This window comes from Wolbachia endosymbiont (group A) of Udea olivalis, assembly GCF_964028365.1.
GTDB classification, from domain to species: Bacteria; Pseudomonadota; Alphaproteobacteria; order Rickettsiales; family Anaplasmataceae; genus Wolbachia; species Wolbachia pipientis.
This window is the reverse complement of record NZ_OZ034773.1, coordinates 591,194-609,579: the sequence shown is the minus strand read 5'-3', so window position 1 is coordinate 609,579 and position 18,386 is coordinate 591,194. Positions and strand designations below refer to the sequence as shown.

Sequence of the window (18,386 nt, the reverse complement as noted above, 5' to 3'; positions counted from 1 at the left end):
AATAGATTTTTGTAAAATTCTCTATTTGACCTTACCCAGAAAAAGTAGAGAGAAAGTTAAGACGTTTTTATCATGAGAATAAATTGTGCAGGAATGCAATAGTTAATAGTAGAATGTCTACGTTATTTGTTACAAAAGATTTCTATGTATTCAAATATGGCAGTTCTGGTTTGTTGAGCGAGAAGTATCAATAAGCAGCTCCCTTTTAAGTGAACTTTTCTGCAACAGAGTTATCGTAACAACAGCCCTTATGGCTCATGCTGGAAATGATGTTTTTTGTATTCAATAGAAATTGGTAATTTTGAGAGGTATACTGTGACCCTTGATCGCTATGTAACAGCAGATTTTTATCGGGTTTGCGTTTATCAACGGCCATCAATAAAGAATCTATAACTAATTATCATGTTACTCATTAACCACCATGCGTGAATATAGGTCAATTATTGCCGCCAACAACCTTCTTTAGTTTTTATGTAGGTAATCCCAAACTTTATTTGGCTGATCAGTAGTAAAATTTTGATCCAATGTGTTCGGAGCCACAACTCGGTTGCTTATTTGCTGTTTTTTATTTTTGAACCTTCGTCTAAGCTTGGTTTTAATGCCATTTTCTTGCATAACACTTTGTACTGTTTTAATTTTTGCCTAAAGCTTTTAATTCAGCGTGAATTTTAGGGGCTCCATATCTGCATTTAGAATGCTTGATGTATTTTTTGAATATCTGCTAGAAGCCCTTCTTTTGCTAATTCTTTACTGCTTTTTTCCTTAGCAACCAATACCACCAGTACAAAACCCTACATAGTTCCTGTGTTTTATAGCAATTTCTATATAAAAGAATACTTTACTCTTTTTCTTTGCCCAGGGCTTTTTTTAAGATGTCTCTTTCTCTTATTAGCTCTTTTTTTAGATCAAATCTTTCTTTGTCATAAGGAGCCTTTGCCTGGAAATGCGTATGCTCCAGACATTTTTCCATCATATTTTCTTACTTAACATACTGCCATCTATACCTAGATCTTTTGCTATTTTTGTACTTGCTTGACCTGTTTCTTTAACCAGCTTAACAGCTTCTAATTTGAATTCTGCTGTATATTCTCTTCTATTTGTCATATTTTGAAAAAACGTTTTATTTTACTCCAAAAACGTCTTAACTTTCTCTCTACTTTTTCTGGGTAAGGTCAATTTACCGCCGCGGCGCTAACTAGTAGCGGGATGACGGGTTACCAAATTGTAGAAGTTGCTTTAGCTATAAATTCAAGTTTTATCAATGTCTTGTGTTGTTACCCAAATAATGGTTGTGCAAGCGCTTAATTTTTTGATCAAAAAGGAACAAGTTTAGTAAAAAATAATGATATTATTAGTGGAACATAAAACAGTCCCACTGCAGTACTGATTAGAAGCAACAGAGTAGCTTTATCTGGTTGATAATTCAAAATATTAGCAAGTATTATACTGGACCCAGAAACTGGAATAATAGCCAGCAACATCAGTGCTTTATATATGCTCTCATCGTATATACCTATAACATGCTTGTCTAAAAGGACAATTCCTAAAACAAACAGTGGCCAGAATACGTACTTTGCTGTAATAGTGATCAAAGCAAGCTTCCAATCTATTTTAAAGCTTGCAATATTCGCAATGCTCACTCCAAGTAGCACCATTCCTAATGTGACAAATGTACTTCTAATGTTCATCATAACATCTGTTAAAAAAGTAGGTATTTGTATATCGTATATACTTAAAAAGAAGCCCAGAACCATCGCATAAAGCGAAGGAAGTTTGAACAACTTTAATATGCATTCTTTTGCGGTATAAATACCATTTGCAGCTATGTAAAATCCTAAGCTGTTTTCAAATAGCGCCATTCCTATATAACAAACAACATATACAGATACTGAATCTTCATCAAATAAAGCCATGGCAATCGGCAGGCCAAAATAACCCATACTTGTGCTGCCCGAACTAAATGCTAATATGTTTCTCGTGTTATCCTTAAATAAAAAAGAAGAAAGATAATACACTGATAAGGACATAGTGCTACCTATAAACCATATCAAAATCGGCAGAGAAATTACTTTTAAATTAACTTCTGTATGAGAAACTCCATATAAAATCACTATTGGATTAGCTATATAAAAGAGTATTTGAGATATAGTGTTTCTATCAATTTTAAGACATTTTCCTGCTAAATAACCAATAAATATCGTAATATAAATAGGTAATATTTTTAGGAAAAGAGTAAAGAACATACTAGCCTATTGTGATACTTTTGACTGATAAAGTTATATTAGATCTTAAGGTATTGTAAAAGTAAACAAAATTTATTTTCCAATTTATCCAGCTCATAGTTAATTAAAAAAGATTCACTTGGTGCCAAAATTCGTTTTTACATAGGACTTAAGAATGACATTTTTATGATAAAATTATGTTAAGTTTCTATAAAGCTTCTTGCATATTTTTGAATAATGACATATTTACTAAAAATTAAACTGCTTGTAGTAATTTAGACGGACTGTTGAAAAAGTAAGAGGAAATAAGTAAAGTTAGGACAGAGAGTAAGAGCTTTAACATAGTTGTCATATTTTTCTTTAATTAACCCTAGTGTCCAATTTATCCACCATTCCTTCACATGAGGTGTTTCTAACCATTTTAATAACAGTAAAAAATGTTTTCTTTCAACGCTTTAAATGTGATATTTTTATTCATTAATTAAAAATCTCAAATGTTACTACCATTTCTGTTAATCCTGTCTCTCATTGCCAAGTTCATTGAAATTGACATTTCCGTACCTAGTTTTCCTGATATGGTGCACTATTTTAACGTACCGGAAGGCATAATTCAATTAACTATTGCTTATAATTTCCTAGGCTTTTGCATAGGAGGGTTGTTTTTTGGTCCATTGTCTGAATGCTATGGCAGAAGGAGAATTATGATCATAGGTAACACTTTGTTATTAATCGGCGCTGTTGGTTGTGTTTTTGCACCGTCGATTTTTTGGCTTTTAATCTCTCGCTTTGTTCAGGGCATTGGTGTTAGCACATCTGTAGTTGTGTTTGCAATCGTTGCAGACAGCTACAAAGGCGACGAAGCGGTGAAATTTATTGGAATCATGAATTCTGTTCTTACAGTTGTCATGGCAATTGCGCCAGTGTTAGGCAGTTTCATCAATGAAATTGTAGGATGGCGTGGTAATTATGCAACTGTTGCAATACTTTGTTTGATCTCTTGGGTTTTGCTGCTTTTAGCGTTACCAGAAACAAAAAAGAACCGCGATATTTTCAGTTTAAAAAAAACGATGAAAGATTACAGAAAACTACTATCTAATCCGAGGTTTGTTACGTTGTCTTTGATGTCAAGCCTCTTTTCTGCTGCGTATATGTCATTCATTACTTGTGGACCTTTTCTGTATATGAAGACTTTTGGTTTATCTAGCACTATTTATGCACTACATCAAGGTGCAATAGTTGGGTGCTTCTCACTCATCAGTCTATTTGCTGGCAAAATCTTGCAGAAACTTGGAGCAATAAAGTGTGTAATTTCTGGTACGAGCGTGGGTGCTATTGGGTCTCTATTGCTTGTAATATTCAGTATAATTGTACCCCACTCTTTCTACTTAGTAACACTGTCTATGATTATTTTTTCTATCGGTTGTGCAATTTTCCAGCCAGTGATTTTTAATGCATCAATAAATGTTTTCCCTGAAATTAAAGGCACAGCTTCTTCTGCAGTCTCGTTCATTAGAGCTTTTATCATGGCTATTTTTATCGGCTTAACAAGCTACATTTACAATGGTCAAACAATTAGTGTAGCTGTTCTTGTTTTATCCGCGATAGTACTAGAACTTGTTTTTACTGTCTATCTATTGCGTTTAAAAGATCCTATGTAATTAATAAAGATATTCCATTGTAGGCTGCTAACTTTCCCCTGCCAATCTTTCTGCTTCATTACGTGAGATTAATGCCTCAATAAATTCATCTAGTTCGCCTTCTTTTATAATCTGCTCTAGCCGATGTGAAGTTAGATTAATTCTGTGGTCTGTTATTCTTGATTGTGGGAAATTATATGTTCTTATGCGCTCGGAACGATCACCAGAGCCAATCTGACTTTTCCTCATTGTTGACCTTTCCATTTCTTTTTTTTGTCTTTCAATTTCGTATAGCCTTGCCCTCAATACTTTGAGCGCTTTAGCTTTATTTTTATGCTGCGATTTTTCATCTTGCTGTATCACAACTATCCCTGTTGGCAAGTGGGTGACCCTTACTGCGCTGTCAGTTGTATTCACTGATTGCCCTCCAGGACCACTGGATCTATAAACATCTATTCGTAAGTCTTTTTCTTCTATTTTAAAGTCAACTTCTTCTACTTCAGGTAATATCGCAACAGTAGCGGCAGAGGTATGCAACCTTCCTGAGGATTCAGTTTCTGGCACTCTCTGTACTCTGTGCACCCCTGATTCAAATTTCAACCTTGCAAAAACTTCTGTTCCATTAATGAGTGCAGAAGCTTCCTTATAGCCACCTATACCTGTATTAGAAATGCTTATTGGCTCGAACTTCCAATTTCTTCTTTCTGCATATTTTTGATACATACGAAATAACATTGCTGCAAATAATGCTGCTTCTTCTCCGCCTGTACCTGCTCTAATTTCTAATATTGCATTTCTTGAGTCATCTTTATCTTTGGGCAGTAATGCTAACTTTAATTTTGCTTTTATTTTTGGTAATAATACCTTCTGCTTTTCGAAAAATTCTTCTTTTGCTAACTCTTTTATATCACCTTCGCTGTTTTCATCTTTCATTATTTCTTCTAAGTCTGAAATTTCCTCTTTCAGCGTGTTATATTCATCAATTATCTTGATTATTGGCCTGAGCTCAGAGTATTCCTTTGAAAGGGTAATGAATTCTTTTTGACTTAAATTGGTAGGATTTTCCAAATTCCTCTCTATATCATTAAATTTTTTCTTTAAGTCTTGTAAATTATTTTCCATATCCATATAGCACAGATCTAGCTAAGTAATATATACTGAAATAAAAAATTTCTTATATCAAGCAATAACACTATAATATACCTACTACCTTCTAGTTGAATATAATGGCAAAACAGATAACATCAAACTGCAATTTCATATTTGGAGCTTCGGACATAAAAACATTACCAGATGAATCGGCTCCAGAGATTGCGTTTGCTGGTAGATCAAATGTAGGAAAATCCAGTCTGATTAACTTACTGATAAACAGCAAAAAAGCTGCCAGAGTTTCCTCTAAACCTGGATGCACTAGACAAATAAATTTTTACTCTATGTACAATGATAAGTTCAGGCTTGTTGACCTGCCAGGGTATGGTTATTCTCATGCAGGTAAGGAGGAAATTATACAATATTTAAACTTAATTGAGTATTATCTAATTCAAAGAAGAAATCTAAGAAGAGTGTTTGTGTTGATAGATAGCAAGGTAGGATTAAAAGAAATAGACAAAGACTTCATTTATTGGTTAATATATAATAACATTAACTTTAACATTGTGCTAACAAAAATAGATAAAGTAAGTCAAAAAAGCTTAGGTGCTGTTATAGAAGATATTCAAAAATGGATTAATAATGAGAATGTGTCAATTCATCAAATGAGCATCCGTGTTAAGCATAAAATAACCAAGGTAAGAGATGAGTTTTTCAAGTTTACAAGATAAAAAAATGAAGAGTAGCGAATTTTTAAAGGGTGAGGTATCATTTGAACAAAAAGCAGAAATATTACTTGAAGTGCTATCTAACATACCTAGCTTTGTAGGCGAGACTTTTGTCATTAAATGCGGTGGTACAATAATCTTAGATGAAACACTATTTAATACTTTTGTGCATAATGTTGTCTTGTTGAAGCAGCTTGGTATAAATCCGGTAATAATTCATGACGGAGAATATGAAATTAACTCGGTGTTAAAAATGCTGGGTATGGACAGTAAGTTTGTGAATGGTATCAGACTTACAGACAAAGACACTATGAAAATCATTGAAATGGCACTGTGTGGTTCAGTTAATAAAAAAATTGTTCAGTATATAAATTCTGCTGGTGGTTCAGCTATTGGATTATGTGGAAAAGATGGTAACTTAATTAAAGCCGAAAAAATAACCGCTACGCTTAGAGAAGATAGATCAAATAATATCGAAAAGATATTAGACATGGGGTTCATCGGTAGACCCACTGAAATCAATCCTGATATATTATTTTTTATTGAAGAATCAGATTTTATACCAGTTATTGCACCAATTGGTCATGGAAAAGATGGGGAAACATATCATATTGATGCCGATAGCACTGCAAGCGCAATCGCAATCGCAGTTTCTGCATCTAAAATGATAATCTTGAGTGACACAGATGAAGAAATAGATAAAATTGGTGGCAGGAAGATATCTGTTAAAAATTTAAATGCATCGATTGATTGTGGGAAAATTAAAGGGGAAAAATTTATTGAAAGGCTTATGGCATACGTTAAAATGGCGGAGGAATGTGCTGGAGTTGTTCACATAGTTGATGGTAGAATACCTAACATTATGCTTGATTTATTTACTGAGAGTAATGCAAGCATATCGATTGTGAGTGATTTATAGCTATACTGCTTACAACTACACGAATACCAAGAGGGTGTCATTCAAGTAGCTGACACTGGAATGACAGCAATCTACGTCATACCGCGATTCATTCGCGGTATCTCTAGATCCCGCTAACAAGTAGCGGGATGACGGTTGTCAGGGTGTCATCCCAGTGCCCAGACACTGGGATCCAGAAGACTTAATTTCAACCAAGTGGCTGCATAATAAGGACTAGATTCCAGACTGGAATGACATCATAGGGGCACTGGGATGACAAAAAAAGGAGCACTGAACTTGTCAAGGAATTTTATGGCCTAGCGTCACGCGCTGGAATGACATCATTTACATTTATCACTTTTGCAGATACAATTTACATGCTATAATTGAGTCTTCATAGATGGTAAATTGGAGTGCAAAGAAGTAAAATTAAAGTAGAAATAAAAAGATTATCACACGGAGAAGACTTGTCTCTTCCATGTTATGCAACTACGCAGAGTGCTGGTATGGATCTTTATGCTGCATTGAATGACTCTGCTGTTTTAAATCCACTTGAGAGATTACTTATTCCAACTGGAATTGTGATTGCAATACCAAACGGTTTTGAGGGGCAAGTACGCCCACGTTCTGGTCTTGCTGCAAAACATGGAATCACTGTCTTAAACTCTCCGGGCACTATAGACTCTGATTATCGAGGTGAGGTTAAAATTTGCCTAATTAATCTAAGTAATCAACCATACGAAATAAAAAGAGGAGATAGAATCGCACAAATCCTTATTTCTCCGGTATCTCAGGTAATTTGGGATGACAGAGAAGAGTTCTGCACAGAAGAAACCGGTCGCAATGCAGGGGGCTTTGGCTCAAGTGGTAGGTAACTTACGAAAAAGCTTGACTATGACAATTTTTTTATACACAATTTAAGCATATTAATATTTTATTAAACGAGGTCGTTTATGCTAACTTTTCAAAATCACTGTGGTCAATTTCACAAAACAAATACTGCACTTGTTGCACTTACTTCTTTGTATGTCATAGGCGCAGCAATAGCACTTTCAGCACCATATTGGGTGTCTTCAACTTGCATGCTTACTCCACTTGCAGCTTTTGCAGCTACACCACTTGGAATCGGTATATTAGCAATTGTTGCTGTTGCACTAACTAGTCTAGCAATATACGCTATCAGCAAAAACAATAAAACATCTGAGTTGAAAGCTCCGAAGATTGCTATTAAGGATGGTACAGTAATGTTACAAGTAACAAAAAAAGTGCATGAAGATATAAAAGCAAATAACCAAAACAAGAATGAAAAAGGTGAGGTTATAAAAGATAAATATCGTATAAACTTCAGCTTAGAAGGCAAAAATTACTATGTTACTGGTGAAATTGGTGATGGTAAAGCGGAGTTTGGTGATACTGTATTCTTAGGTATAAATTCACTAGAAGTGAAAAACAAAGAAGGTAAGTTCGAGACAGTAGATAAAACAGAATGGAATAAAACATTAGGTTTAAACAAAAATGAGAATAAAGGAGTTAACACTTATTTAGGCTCGCTTATTGTTGAACAAGTTGCTTCTCAACAACAAGGAAAATAGACAGTATGGCCAAGTGAAGTAAAAGAGGCAGGCTAAGTCTGCCTCTTTATTTTTTAGTGTCAGTTACTCAATGGGAATTGCCTTAAAAAATAAACTTTTATATAGTTGTGAGAAGCTGCTAAGGATTTTTATTTAATTTAACTGCATCTTTTGCCTTATCCAATAACCCATTAATAAAACCAATTTCGCTTGGTTTATCAAGTAAATCAGATGCAATGTTAGTATATTCATTAATGACAACTGGAACTGGCGTATCACAATTAGCTAACTCACATATTGCAACACGCAAAATAGATAAGCTTATAAGATTTAACCGTGAAAGGGACCAACTTGGGTGTAAATAAGACTCTATTATTTTATCATATTCTTCACTGCTTTTTATAACCTTATATAACAAGTTTTCTAAGAACTGATGTTCAAATTCTTCACATTCAAATATATCTTTCAACTTATTTATGTAGTCCTTAAGCTCACAATTTCCCAGTTTAAAAGTGCTTTTGTTGTAACCTACGAAAATATTTGAATAAGCAATTTGTACAGCAAGAAATCTTGCCGTGCTTCTTTTTATGCGCCACTTTTTATCTACTGGTTTTTCCTCCATTATTTTAATTTATTGTGTAAATCTATCATATGCAAAACAGTTGAGGCTGCATGGCCACCAACGTTCTTTTTGTTTTTATCAGCTCTAACTAGTGCTTTATCTTTGCTGTCAGCGGTAATTACGCCCATACCAAGGGGCATTGCATAATGCATAACAACTGCATTTAAGCCTTCAATTACTCCTTTACAAACATATTGATAATGATCGGTTTCACCGCGAATTACGCACCCAAGAGCTAAATAACCATCATAATTAGTATGCCCACTCTTGACTGCAAAAAGAATTGTAGCTGGTATCTCAAATGTACCAGGAACCTCAACTACATCGTAACTGGCATTACTGCCTTTTAATTTATCAATTGCACCTTCAAGCAAAAGGTTCGCTATTTCAGTATAATAAATCGAATTAACTATTAGTACTCTCGACATTTACTACCACTTTTTTTGTTAAAAACAACTTTATTAATGATTGTTGAATTAGAGTTATAATATTACTAAATATCCAATATATTACCAGGCCGGCAGGAAAAGAAGAAAAAATAAAGACAGAAATGTAAGGTAAAAACTTCATAACATTTACTTGAATATCATCTTTACTGGTTTGATCTTTCTCACTTAGCTTCTGCTGAATTATCATGGTGGCACCGAAAATTATAGGTAAAATGCCTATAGAAATAGGAAAGTTATAATTAAACAACCCAAATAATGTAAAGATGTTCGTTGGGTCAGGAGCTGAAAGATCCTTAATCCATAAAAAAAAAGGAGCATGCCTCATCTCTATAGTAACAAATAATACTTTATATAGAGCAAAAAATACCGGTATTTGTATTAGCATGGGAAAAATGCTCGACATTGGATTTACGTTGTTTCTCTTAAACAATGCAATTGTCTCTTTATGCTGCTTTAAGCTGTCATTTTTATACAACTCTTTTACACGAGTTAGCTCAGGCTGCAAGCTTTTCACCTTGAATATTGAAACATATGATCTATTAGATAAGGGAAGCATCAAAAGTTTGATTACTAAAGTCAGCAATAATATTGCTAAGCCAAAATTCTTTAAAACGAAGTTAAAGTATTCAAGCAGTAAAAACACTGGTTTAGTTATAAAGTAAAGAACACCAAAATCTACAGCTTTATCAAACAAAGGTATATTGAGAGTATCCTTATAAGAATCCAGTAAATTCAACTTTTTTGCTCCAGCAAAAAAATAATTCACATTAGAAGTGCTTGCACCAGGAAGTATACTCTTATAAGACTTAACAAAATCTACTTGAAATTTATCAATATCATTAGCGTTAGTATGTTTAATGCTTACATTTATTTTATCAGATTTTTCAGGTATGATGGCTGTGAGCCAGTATTTATCAGCAAAACCAAACCAATTTTTTTCACTTGTATTTGCTTTTATTAAATGTTTCTTGGAGATATCCTTATACGTCCACTCCTCCAGTTTATTATCAAATGCACCCAGTACTCCTTCATGGGATATCCAATAAGATTCGTTGATATTGTCACGTTTACGGTTAATTTTACCATAAGGAACCAAAACTACATTATCTTTTGTGTTATTTTCAACAATCTGCTCAATTTTAAACATGTAGTTATCGTCAAGGCTAATTTTCATTTTAAACACAATGCCATTTTCATTATCCCAAAATAAATTGACCTCTTTTTGATTGAGTTTCTCTGCTTGCCAAACTGCCTTAGAATCTGGAACTTTAATCTTGTTATTCGGATCGAGCCACCCAAATTCTGCGAAATATACATCTTTTGATTCTGCAGGTGACAGTAACACCACTTGTGGAGAAGAAGAATTCGGTTCTAAGTGGTAATTAGTTAAAATTAAGTCATCAAACCTTGCACCTTTCAGAGAAATTGATCCTTTAATCATGTTATTGGTTAAACTAACCCTCTGTTCTCGAGTAGAATTAATAATTTCAGAACGATTTTGGTATATTATAGGAGCAAGGTCGTTAAAAGATTCGATATGTTCAATATTTTCAATCAATGGCTGGTTTTGGTTTGTACTAAAAAAATTATCATAAATAATACGCCAAGACACCATGATTAACATGGAAAGGATAGCTGCCAAAATTAAACTTTTTGCTTCTGACATGAAATTAAATCAAACATATCTTCTTAAAGTGTATACTAAATATTGTACTAAAACAATGAAATTTACTTATTTTTAATAATAACTTTTAACGCTAATCTTTAAAATTTATTTTAATAGCTTCAAATTTTAACAATATGAACGCGGTAAAAAATCTAGTTATTTGGTTACTAATAATAGCCACTACTGCAATGCTTATTGATTCACAAAGGGACAAATTAAGCGACAGATTTCTCAGTACTTTTTTACCATATAAAGGAAGAATTCAAAATAGTGGAAGTATCGAATTTACGAAATCATACGATGGACACTTTTATATTCAGGCTCAAGTCAATGATAGCAATATAACGTTTTTGCTTGATACTGGAGCAACCGATATTGTTCTATCACAAAAAGACGCATTACATGCTGGTATTAACTTACAAAACGTTCAGGATTTTAAAATATATGAAACTGCGAAAGGTCAAATAAAAGCTGGAGTGGTCCAAATACCTCAAGTTAAAATAGGAAATTTTTTGATTAATGATGTACAGGCAAGCGTTAACACTCATTCTATGTCTCATTCACTACTTGGAATGAGCTTTTTAAGGTATTTTCATTTCACTATAAGAGATAATAAGTTGATATTATACCGCGACTAAACACTTCTACAATCTACTTATCAAAGCTCTGTAGGTCAATATAGGAGCAGAAATAAATATTGCAGAACAAGTGCCAATCAAAATACCAAAAAAAATGATCAAGCTGAAGTCTCTCACTGCATCTGTGCAGATTAATACCAAAGGAAGAGCAGCAAGAAGGGTTGTACCAGAAGTTAATATAGTGCGAAATAATGTAGTGTTGATACTTGCATCTACTACCTCACTCATCCGCCCACTTTTACCACTCCTGCGATACTCTCGAATCCGATCATATATAATTACTGAGTTATTGATTGAATAACCAATGACAGTAAGGAGAGCTGCAACTGATGAAATATTAAACTCAATGCCAGTTAGGCTAATAAAACCAACAGTTAAAATCACGTCATGAATCAGTGCTGTTATTCCACTGAATCCACATTGCCAATTAAATCTAAACCAAACGTAAAAAAATATTCCAACAATCGCGATCAACATGGATAACATTCCTTCAAATATTTGTGTTGAGCTTATTTGTGGGCCAACATAGTCTATTTTACGATAGCTTATTGAGCTCCCCAGCTTTTCTTCTAGTATGCTTTTTATCTTTTTGATTTTATCTTCATCTCCTTCATCTTTAAAACGCATGACTAAATTATCACCCGCTTTTGAACTTTGCACTGTAAAACCATTTTCTTTTAATGCATCGAGAATAGAGTGATTCTCATCTGAAGATTTTATCTCTATCAAAATCCCGCCTGCAAAGTCTATGCCTAAGTTCACTCCACGCAGCACAACAGTGAATATTGAAAAGATGATAAGAACAATGCTAATTAATGCAGTCAAATCCCTATATTTACTAAACTTGATATCGAGGTTATCTGGAATGAGTCTAAGTGCCATCTTCTTTAATTAAAGTAATAATTTGAATTCTATATACTTTTCAAAAAGTTCACTAGTTTATTTTGTGATTGTTTGACTATGTAAATTTTTCTGTCAGTTATTCTTGTCTGTCAATTAAGTTCTATCTAGTGCAAACTTTGCAATTTTGAAGTACATTACAAGAGCAAAATACTGCCAATTTGGCCCATCATTTTATCTCTGCAAGCTTATCCCCCCCTTGCTATGTTAGCAACGCAACCTAAGCTAGGTTCCTTCATAGCAGTGTTAGGTACACTGCCATATCTTTCAAAACTTTCATGCTCTATAGCTTCCTCAACACTTTTTCCTCCTAAAAGACAGTTTTCCCCTAAACTTTTTCCCCTATTTTTTAACTCATTAAACCTTGCTCTGTTTTCCCCATCAATCTCCACTTTTATTTTATTGCTGCCTTTCTCACTAGGACTTAGATAAATACTTATCTCTCCTACCTCAGTAGTAAAAGACATTTCAATACCACCTTTTGAGACATCCATGTAATTTCTTTTTCCCCCTATTTCTTCTACATTTTCAACTCTTACTATACTTTCTCCAATTTTGAGTATGCCAACTCTTAAATTTAAGTCTTTGGCTTTTTCATTGTTTAGGATTTCTGCAACTTCAACAATACTATCTTGCGAGTACTCTATACAAAAATATCTATTATCCTTGTCTACTCCTAATACATTTTGAGTCTGCTTGCTTTTGTTTACAATACTTTCATATGCTAAACCTTTTAGCTTGCTTTCAATTTCCTTACATTTCTCAGAAAGACCATCATCAAATCCATTACAAGTAACTATCTGCTCAAACTCATTCCCATCGAAAAAATTATGGCGTTTTACTTTCCCACCTTCTAACAATAAATTACTAACAATGCTTTTGATAATGTCCTCTTCGGACACTTCATTTTTTTTGTTACAGTTTTGACCTTTACTTTCTTTGTTACAGTTTTTATCTTTACTTTGATAGGGAAAGTTATCAAATACAAAAGTGTTACTTCTGTTACTTATATGACTACCACTAGTAAGATCTTTTATTTCTTCAAATACTGTATTTGTTACAGTTTTGTTACAACAACTACATTTTAAATTTAACATTACTTCTTTTTCTAAGTATTTAGCTACTATGCACTTAATACTTTCTGGAGTATTTTTTATATCTTTTTGTTCATTTTGTTCTGTTATACCTCTCACCTCCCCACAGCATTTATCAATCAGATCCTGTTTACTTTGAGTTAACGACATTTTTAGTTTCATAAAAAGTGAGTCTTTTAGAAAAGGATTATCATCTTCTAGGTCCCGATCATTTTCTGAATCCAAATCATCTGTTAACTCCATTGAATCAAGATTACCTGAACTATAGTACGAACCCTTTTTTGAGTCCGAACTATCTTCTGAGTTCCCATCACTATCTGACCAATTGTCAACTTTCGGAAATTCTGAGCTTTTCTGTTCACCTTCAAAAGTCTGATTACTACCGTCAGCGCCCTTTGTCAAATTTTCTTTACTTTCACAAGAACCATCTAAACCATAGCCCTCATTCCCTTTTGGATCTGAATCATCTGGATTACAATCAGAAGTTATTTCTGTATCTTCAGAAATCTGTTGATTATCACTTTCACCTAACAAACCACCATTTGTTGGATTACATACATTTTCTGTATATTTTTGATTATTTTGTGCTTCTATTTTCTCCTTTTCGTACAACAGTTTAAACTGATCCTCATCGTCAGAATTGTGACCTGAATCACAAATTACATGATCATTGCAGGTAGAATTATGCTCTTGACTAATCAAGGAAAGCTGAATTAGATTGCTAAAAACAATATTATCTAGCTGTACTGAATCAGTACTTTCAAAAATTTGTGGATTATTACTTCCGTTTGGCAAATTACCTGATAAACCAGTCTGATGATTATTTTCACCTACCCAACCATCAGTTGGTGTTGGAATGCATATTCCTGTATATCTTTGGCTATCAAGAGAATCATTAGTTAATTGTACTGCTGTATAAGTTGTCCGGTCATCCTCATCATCGGAACTAATACCTGAATCATGGCCATCACCTTCTTCAATCTTTTGAGTTTCTATATCGTGTTCATTTATTTCGCTCGACGAATCATAGTTGGAAGGGTTATACTGTTGATTAGGACGTTTAAAAATTTGACGCCAATCGCTGTAAGGCTCCTTAAAATCGAAAGGAGTGCGTATAACTTTTTCCTTGCCTGATACCCCACCATTCATATTGTATAACCATTACTCACTAATCCCTTAGTGAATATCGTAATATATAGGTCTGTCAATAAAAAAATATAACTTTCTTTGGTTCTAACCTTTGCAAATCAGTATCTATAGCTCGGTAATTTCTCATACGTTGCACTCTGGACCTAGGAGCGTTGTTAATAAATCCACGACAGCTAGACAATCCTTGCTCGTCCACTAAAAGGAAAAGCAGCAAGGAGCGAACCAAAAGCGATAAGAAAGGATCCAAACCAGATTATAGACATTCCAGGTTTATAGTGCACTTTAGCTGCAATTTTGCTCTTACTCTTATCAATTTCTCCAATTACAACATAAATATCAGAAAATAAATTGTGGTAGATACTGCTTTCAACATTTTTCTGACCTTCCACAAGGTAAAATCTATATTCAGGGGTTATCTCACCTAATATCTTATTATTCAGCAAATTCCTGATATCCATTGTACCCCTCACTGCATGGAAATTTTTTTCTTTTATTAGCTCAATATTTCGTAAAGTAACTTTAAACTTATTGACTGTTATGCTATCCCCTATTTTTAAGTAATTTTCTTTTTTCTCCTGCCAACCAACCGAATATGCTATACCAAGCACTAGAATTGCCACTCCAGCATGAGCTGCCATCATTGCATAGTAGGATTTAGAAACTTTTTTTGCTAATAAAATTGATTCGCTCTTAAATAAACGAATTCTTTTACTGTATGCTTCTAAAACAAAGATTAATAATGCTATGGAGATAGTAATTGATAGCACAATTATTAGCTCCATGTGAAAGATAAACGGCAAAATAGCTGCAGCACTGCAGAATGAAAATCTATATTCGCGGAATATTGGCAATAGACTATTTCCCTGCCAACTGCAGTATTGCCCAATTATCGTGAGGGCTAGAATAGCCAGTGCAATAGGATTAAATAAAGAATTGTAATATGGTGCTCCAACTGAAATTAATTCACCGGTTAAATATTCGAGCACTGTAGGGTATAAAGTGCCAACGAACACAATGAAAAAGGCAGTGATGAATAATAAATTGTTCATCAGCATCATCGTAAGGCGTGAAAAGAGTCTTCTACCCTCTGTCACTTGAGTAGCAAGTTTCTTTTCAGATTCCAGTGTCACGCACTGGAATGACATTGCAGATGTGTGATTTTTTCTCGTAAACACTACAAATATTACTAAGCTACTGACTGTAATTACACCAAGTAGCGCTAATATATACAGTCCATACCTTGGGTCATCTGCAAACGTGTGCACTGAGGTGAGTATTCCTGAGCGGACTAGAAATGTTCCAGTCACACTCAATATAAAAGTTGTAAGCGTAAGTAAAATAGCAAAGTTCTTTAAAACATTGAAATTCCGTACCACGAGCAACAAATGTGTCAGCGTTACTGCAATTAGCCACGGCATCAAAGAAACGTTTTCCACTGGATCCCAAAACCAAAATCCACCCCACCCAAGTTCGCGATATGCCCACCAGCTACCCAAGCTGATGCCCAAAGTGAGCAGCGACCAAGAAATAAGTACCCAAGGCCTGACAATTTTAGCCCAAACATTTCCTTCAACTTTTGCAATTAATCCAGCTATAGAGAGCGAAAAAGGAACGCTAAACCCAAGGTACCCCAAATATAATATCGGTGGATGAATAGCAAGGCCTATATCTTGCAATATCGGATTAAAACCCAGTCCATCTGTTTCAATGCCTGGCATTTTAGTGAAGGGGCTGGATTCAAGTAAAGTGAACAGTAAAAAACAAAAGCAAATCAAGCCTTGGGTGATCAAGGATACTTTCTTCAATTTACTGCCGTTATCAATAAAAATACCCATCAGAAATAGGTAAAAGGTAAGCACTAAGGTCCAAAGCAACATAGATCCTTCTTTATTTCCCCAAACACCACAAATCTTGTAGATCAAAGGTTTTGTTGTGTGTGAGTGGTAGTATACGTTTTCGAGTGAGAAATCATTTGTAATGTGGCAGTAGATCAAAATAGCCATTGATGTTGATACACAAAAAAATATGGCAGTGGTAATAAACCGACAAGAACTAAGCGGTAAAAACAAATATGTCAAAGACAATAAGCAGGCTAGCAATAGCAATATATTCCCAAGTTCAGGCATAAAAAATTATAGTTTTTATATAAACAATATTACTGATGACAAGTAAGAAGTTAAAGTGTTAATTGACACTTGCTATTGATGCTATAGCTAAAGTGGCTTAGGTTTACCTACAATTTGAAAAACAACAAATTCGTCATTCCGCTACTCGTTAGCGGAATCTATACCGCGAATGAATCGCGGTATGACGTAGGGAAATCTTTCTTGGGTCAGCTATAGCATAATGCTCCCATAGTTAGCTGTGCTAGTATTAGTTAAAAATTAAATATTAAATCTTTATACTTTTATAGATAGCGTTAATATTGAGGTAACATTGTGGGTACAACTAAGATTAGTAAATTTCCATTCAATATAAAAGGTAAAGTGGCAAAACAACATGCCGAACCAATAATCGAAAAAAATCTCTATACTATTTTAGGATTCAAAGATATAGAAGATTTTGAAAATAAGACAAGTAAGCTTGTTAATAAAAAAGTTTGGCAATCATTTGTTGACTGCTTTGCAAAAGAAATAGATTATGCAGCAACCGAAAAAGTTGTAAAAAGCATCGTTTGTAACATTGCAAAGAGTGATCGCAGTGATGCTTTTACCAAAGCTGAACGTCTAATATTAAATGAAAAACAAGGTGATAAAAAGAGAGAAAAAGCGATTAGAGAAGCTATTAGTATTTTGAGAAAAATCAATCCAGAAAAAGCCTTTAATGAACTTTCAGTAATAAAAAAACAAGCTGAAGATTTTTTACAAACCGATTTTTATAAAGCTCAGAGTAAACCACTTCAAGGATTTGCTCCATCTGGTGGACAGCTCTTTGCGGAAGTTCTAAAATATATAGAAACACTAGAAAAATTAGCTGAAGTTAAAAAGGAAGAGCTAGTTAAAGATTTCTTGTTAAATCATGTTAGTTCATTGAATAAAAAGTATCCTAAATCACAAGGTAAAAGGGAAGATGCTATAACAATACTATCAAGTGATGAGTTGAAGAATTTTTACAATAAAGGTGTAAAAGAAGGAATATTACAACCAATGGTATCTTACAAAGGATGCAGAAACCTGTATGACAAAATGAACCAGATAAAAAATGAATCCAAAAGTATAATTAAAAGAGAAGAACGGGAAGAAAATTTAAAGAAAATAGATAAGTCGATAATCAGCGCAATTAATGACATAAAAAAACATAGAGAAGCAATCCTTAACTGTAAAGACTTTCAAAATTCTTACATAAAAGAGAAAAAAGAACATCCATTTAGAGGCAACGCATGTCAAAAAATGATTGACATATATCAAGAGAGAATTGTTGGATATCAGGAGAAAATTCGTCAAAACTTAAACCAAATAAAAGCGATATTAAAAAGTGCGCCGCAAGAAATGGATGATGTGGAAGAATTAGAGGAAATAATCGATGGTATACATGAAGCAAAACAGTTCGATGAAGATTTTGATTCAGCTTTAATTTGTTTATCGAACATGCAGAATGAGCTAGATATTCAACTGGAAAATCCTCCAACAGAGCTAAGAGTTTCACACATTAACGTTAAAACTGAGCTAACTAGGTTATAAGGGCGGGGTTTTTGGGATAATTTTAATTCAAGACAGCTCTTAG

The 18,386-nt window shown here is 33.9% G+C and carries 18 protein-coding genes; 7 read left to right on the top strand and 11 right to left on the bottom strand.

The features are described 5' to 3' along the window. Positions 1–205 precede the first annotated feature (205 nt). The 4 genes from ABWU32_RS02845 to ABWU32_RS02830 form a co-directional block, all read right to left on the bottom strand. A complete protein-coding gene (locus ABWU32_RS02845) occupies positions 206–391 on the bottom strand; it encodes a DDE-type integrase/transposase/recombinase (protein WP_338062968.1) in 186 nt (61 codons plus the stop codon). 447 nt (positions 392–838) lie between these two features. Beyond that, a complete protein-coding gene (locus ABWU32_RS02840; protein WP_007548509.1) occupies positions 839–973 on the bottom strand; it encodes a hypothetical protein in 135 nt (44 codons plus the stop codon). Continuing rightward, a complete protein-coding gene (locus ABWU32_RS02835) occupies positions 970–1,104 on the bottom strand; it encodes an IS3 family transposase (protein ID WP_007548354.1) in 135 nt (44 codons plus the stop codon). Before ABWU32_RS02835 ends, ABWU32_RS02840 begins: the two co-directional genes overlap by 4 nt. 209 nt (positions 1,105–1,313) lie before the next feature. Continuing rightward, on the bottom strand, positions 1,314–2,243 hold the full coding sequence (locus tag ABWU32_RS02830; protein WP_141456821.1) for an AEC family transporter: 930 nt from the start codon (positions 2,241–2,243) through the stop codon (positions 1,314–1,316). A 473-nt stretch (positions 2,244–2,716) separates the two neighbouring features. Between ABWU32_RS02830 and ABWU32_RS02825 the strand changes: the two genes are divergently transcribed. Beyond that, the gene (locus ABWU32_RS02825; RefSeq protein WP_010962461.1) at positions 2,717–3,880 is read left to right on the top strand and encodes a multidrug effflux MFS transporter; all 1,164 of its coding nucleotides are present in this window, start codon (positions 2,717–2,719) and stop codon (positions 3,878–3,880) included. Positions 3,881–3,907: 27 nt separating this feature from the next. Here the strand turns inward: ABWU32_RS02825 and prfA are convergent, their stop codons facing one another. Then, positions 3,908–4,987, bottom strand: coding sequence for a peptide chain release factor 1 (gene prfA, locus ABWU32_RS02820; RefSeq protein WP_353278780.1), 1,080 nt, complete (start codon positions 4,985–4,987; stop codon positions 3,908–3,910). Between the two features lie 98 nt (positions 4,988–5,085). On the opposite strand from prfA, the gene yihA reads away from it, so the two are divergent. The 4 genes from yihA (at position 5,086) to ABWU32_RS02795 (ending at position 8,166) form a co-directional block, all read left to right on the top strand. After that, complete coding sequence (gene yihA / locus ABWU32_RS02815) at positions 5,086–5,679, top strand: ribosome biogenesis GTP-binding protein YihA/YsxC (RefSeq protein WP_015588868.1); 594 nt, start codon at positions 5,086–5,088, stop codon at positions 5,677–5,679. Between the two features lie 4 nt (positions 5,680–5,683). Continuing rightward, positions 5,684–6,595, top strand: a complete 912-nt coding sequence (gene argB / locus ABWU32_RS02810; RefSeq protein ID WP_015588869.1) for an acetylglutamate kinase — start codon at positions 5,684–5,686, stop codon at positions 6,593–6,595. A gap of 392 nt (positions 6,596–6,987) precedes the next feature. Continuing rightward, entirely contained in the window at positions 6,988–7,449 is a 462-nt protein-coding gene (gene dut / locus ABWU32_RS02800; protein WP_015588870.1) for a dUTP diphosphatase, read from the top strand. Between the two features lie 78 nt (positions 7,450–7,527). Continuing rightward, positions 7,528–8,166 carry a hypothetical protein gene (locus ABWU32_RS02795; RefSeq protein ID WP_353278778.1) on the top strand — a complete coding sequence of 213 codons (639 nt, stop codon included), beginning with the start codon at positions 7,528–7,530 and terminating at the stop codon, positions 8,164–8,166. A gap of 118 nt (positions 8,167–8,284) precedes the next feature. Here the strand turns inward: ABWU32_RS02795 and nusB are convergent, their stop codons facing one another. The 3 genes from nusB to yidC are packed head-to-tail and all read right to left on the bottom strand — an operon-like array spanning position 8,285 to position 10,882. Then, on the bottom strand, positions 8,285–8,767 hold the full coding sequence (nusB, locus tag ABWU32_RS02790) for a transcription antitermination factor NusB (RefSeq protein ID WP_015588872.1): 483 nt from the start codon (positions 8,765–8,767) through the stop codon (positions 8,285–8,287). Further along, positions 8,767–9,195, bottom strand: a complete 429-nt coding sequence (locus tag ABWU32_RS02785) for a 6,7-dimethyl-8-ribityllumazine synthase (RefSeq protein ID WP_353278776.1) — start codon at positions 9,193–9,195, stop codon at positions 8,767–8,769. The genes nusB and ABWU32_RS02785 overlap by 1 nt, the downstream gene beginning before the upstream one ends. After that, on the bottom strand, positions 9,173–10,882 hold the full coding sequence (gene yidC / locus ABWU32_RS02780) for a membrane protein insertase YidC (RefSeq protein ID WP_353278774.1): 1,710 nt from the start codon (positions 10,880–10,882) through the stop codon (positions 9,173–9,175). Before yidC ends, ABWU32_RS02785 begins: the two co-directional genes overlap by 23 nt. Positions 10,883–11,016: 134 nt before the next feature. Between yidC and ABWU32_RS02775 the strand changes: the two genes are divergently transcribed. Further along, positions 11,017–11,520, top strand: coding sequence for a TIGR02281 family clan AA aspartic protease (locus ABWU32_RS02775; protein ID WP_015588875.1), 504 nt, complete (start codon positions 11,017–11,019; stop codon positions 11,518–11,520). A gap of 6 nt (positions 11,521–11,526) precedes the next feature. Here the strand turns inward: ABWU32_RS02775 and secF are convergent, their stop codons facing one another. The 3 genes from secF to ABWU32_RS02760 form a co-directional block, all read right to left on the bottom strand. Continuing rightward, positions 11,527–12,402, bottom strand: a complete 876-nt coding sequence (secF, locus tag ABWU32_RS02770; RefSeq protein ID WP_141456869.1) for a protein translocase subunit SecF — start codon at positions 12,400–12,402, stop codon at positions 11,527–11,529. Between the two features lie 206 nt (positions 12,403–12,608). Continuing rightward, a complete protein-coding gene (locus tag ABWU32_RS02765; protein WP_174516768.1) occupies positions 12,609–14,663 on the bottom strand; it encodes a hypothetical protein in 2,055 nt (684 codons plus the stop codon). Between the two features lie 173 nt (positions 14,664–14,836). Further along, positions 14,837–16,789 carry a heme lyase CcmF/NrfE family subunit gene (locus tag ABWU32_RS02760; protein WP_174516769.1) on the bottom strand — a complete coding sequence of 651 codons (1,953 nt, stop codon included), beginning with the start codon at positions 16,787–16,789 and terminating at the stop codon, positions 14,837–14,839. A 312-nt stretch (positions 16,790–17,101) separates the two neighbouring features. Here ABWU32_RS02760 and ABWU32_RS02755 point away from each other — a divergent pair, with 312 nt between their 5' ends. After that, a complete protein-coding gene (locus tag ABWU32_RS02755; protein WP_353278772.1) occupies positions 17,102–18,343 on the top strand; it encodes a hypothetical protein in 1,242 nt (413 codons plus the stop codon). Positions 18,344–18,386: the final 43 nt, after the last annotated feature.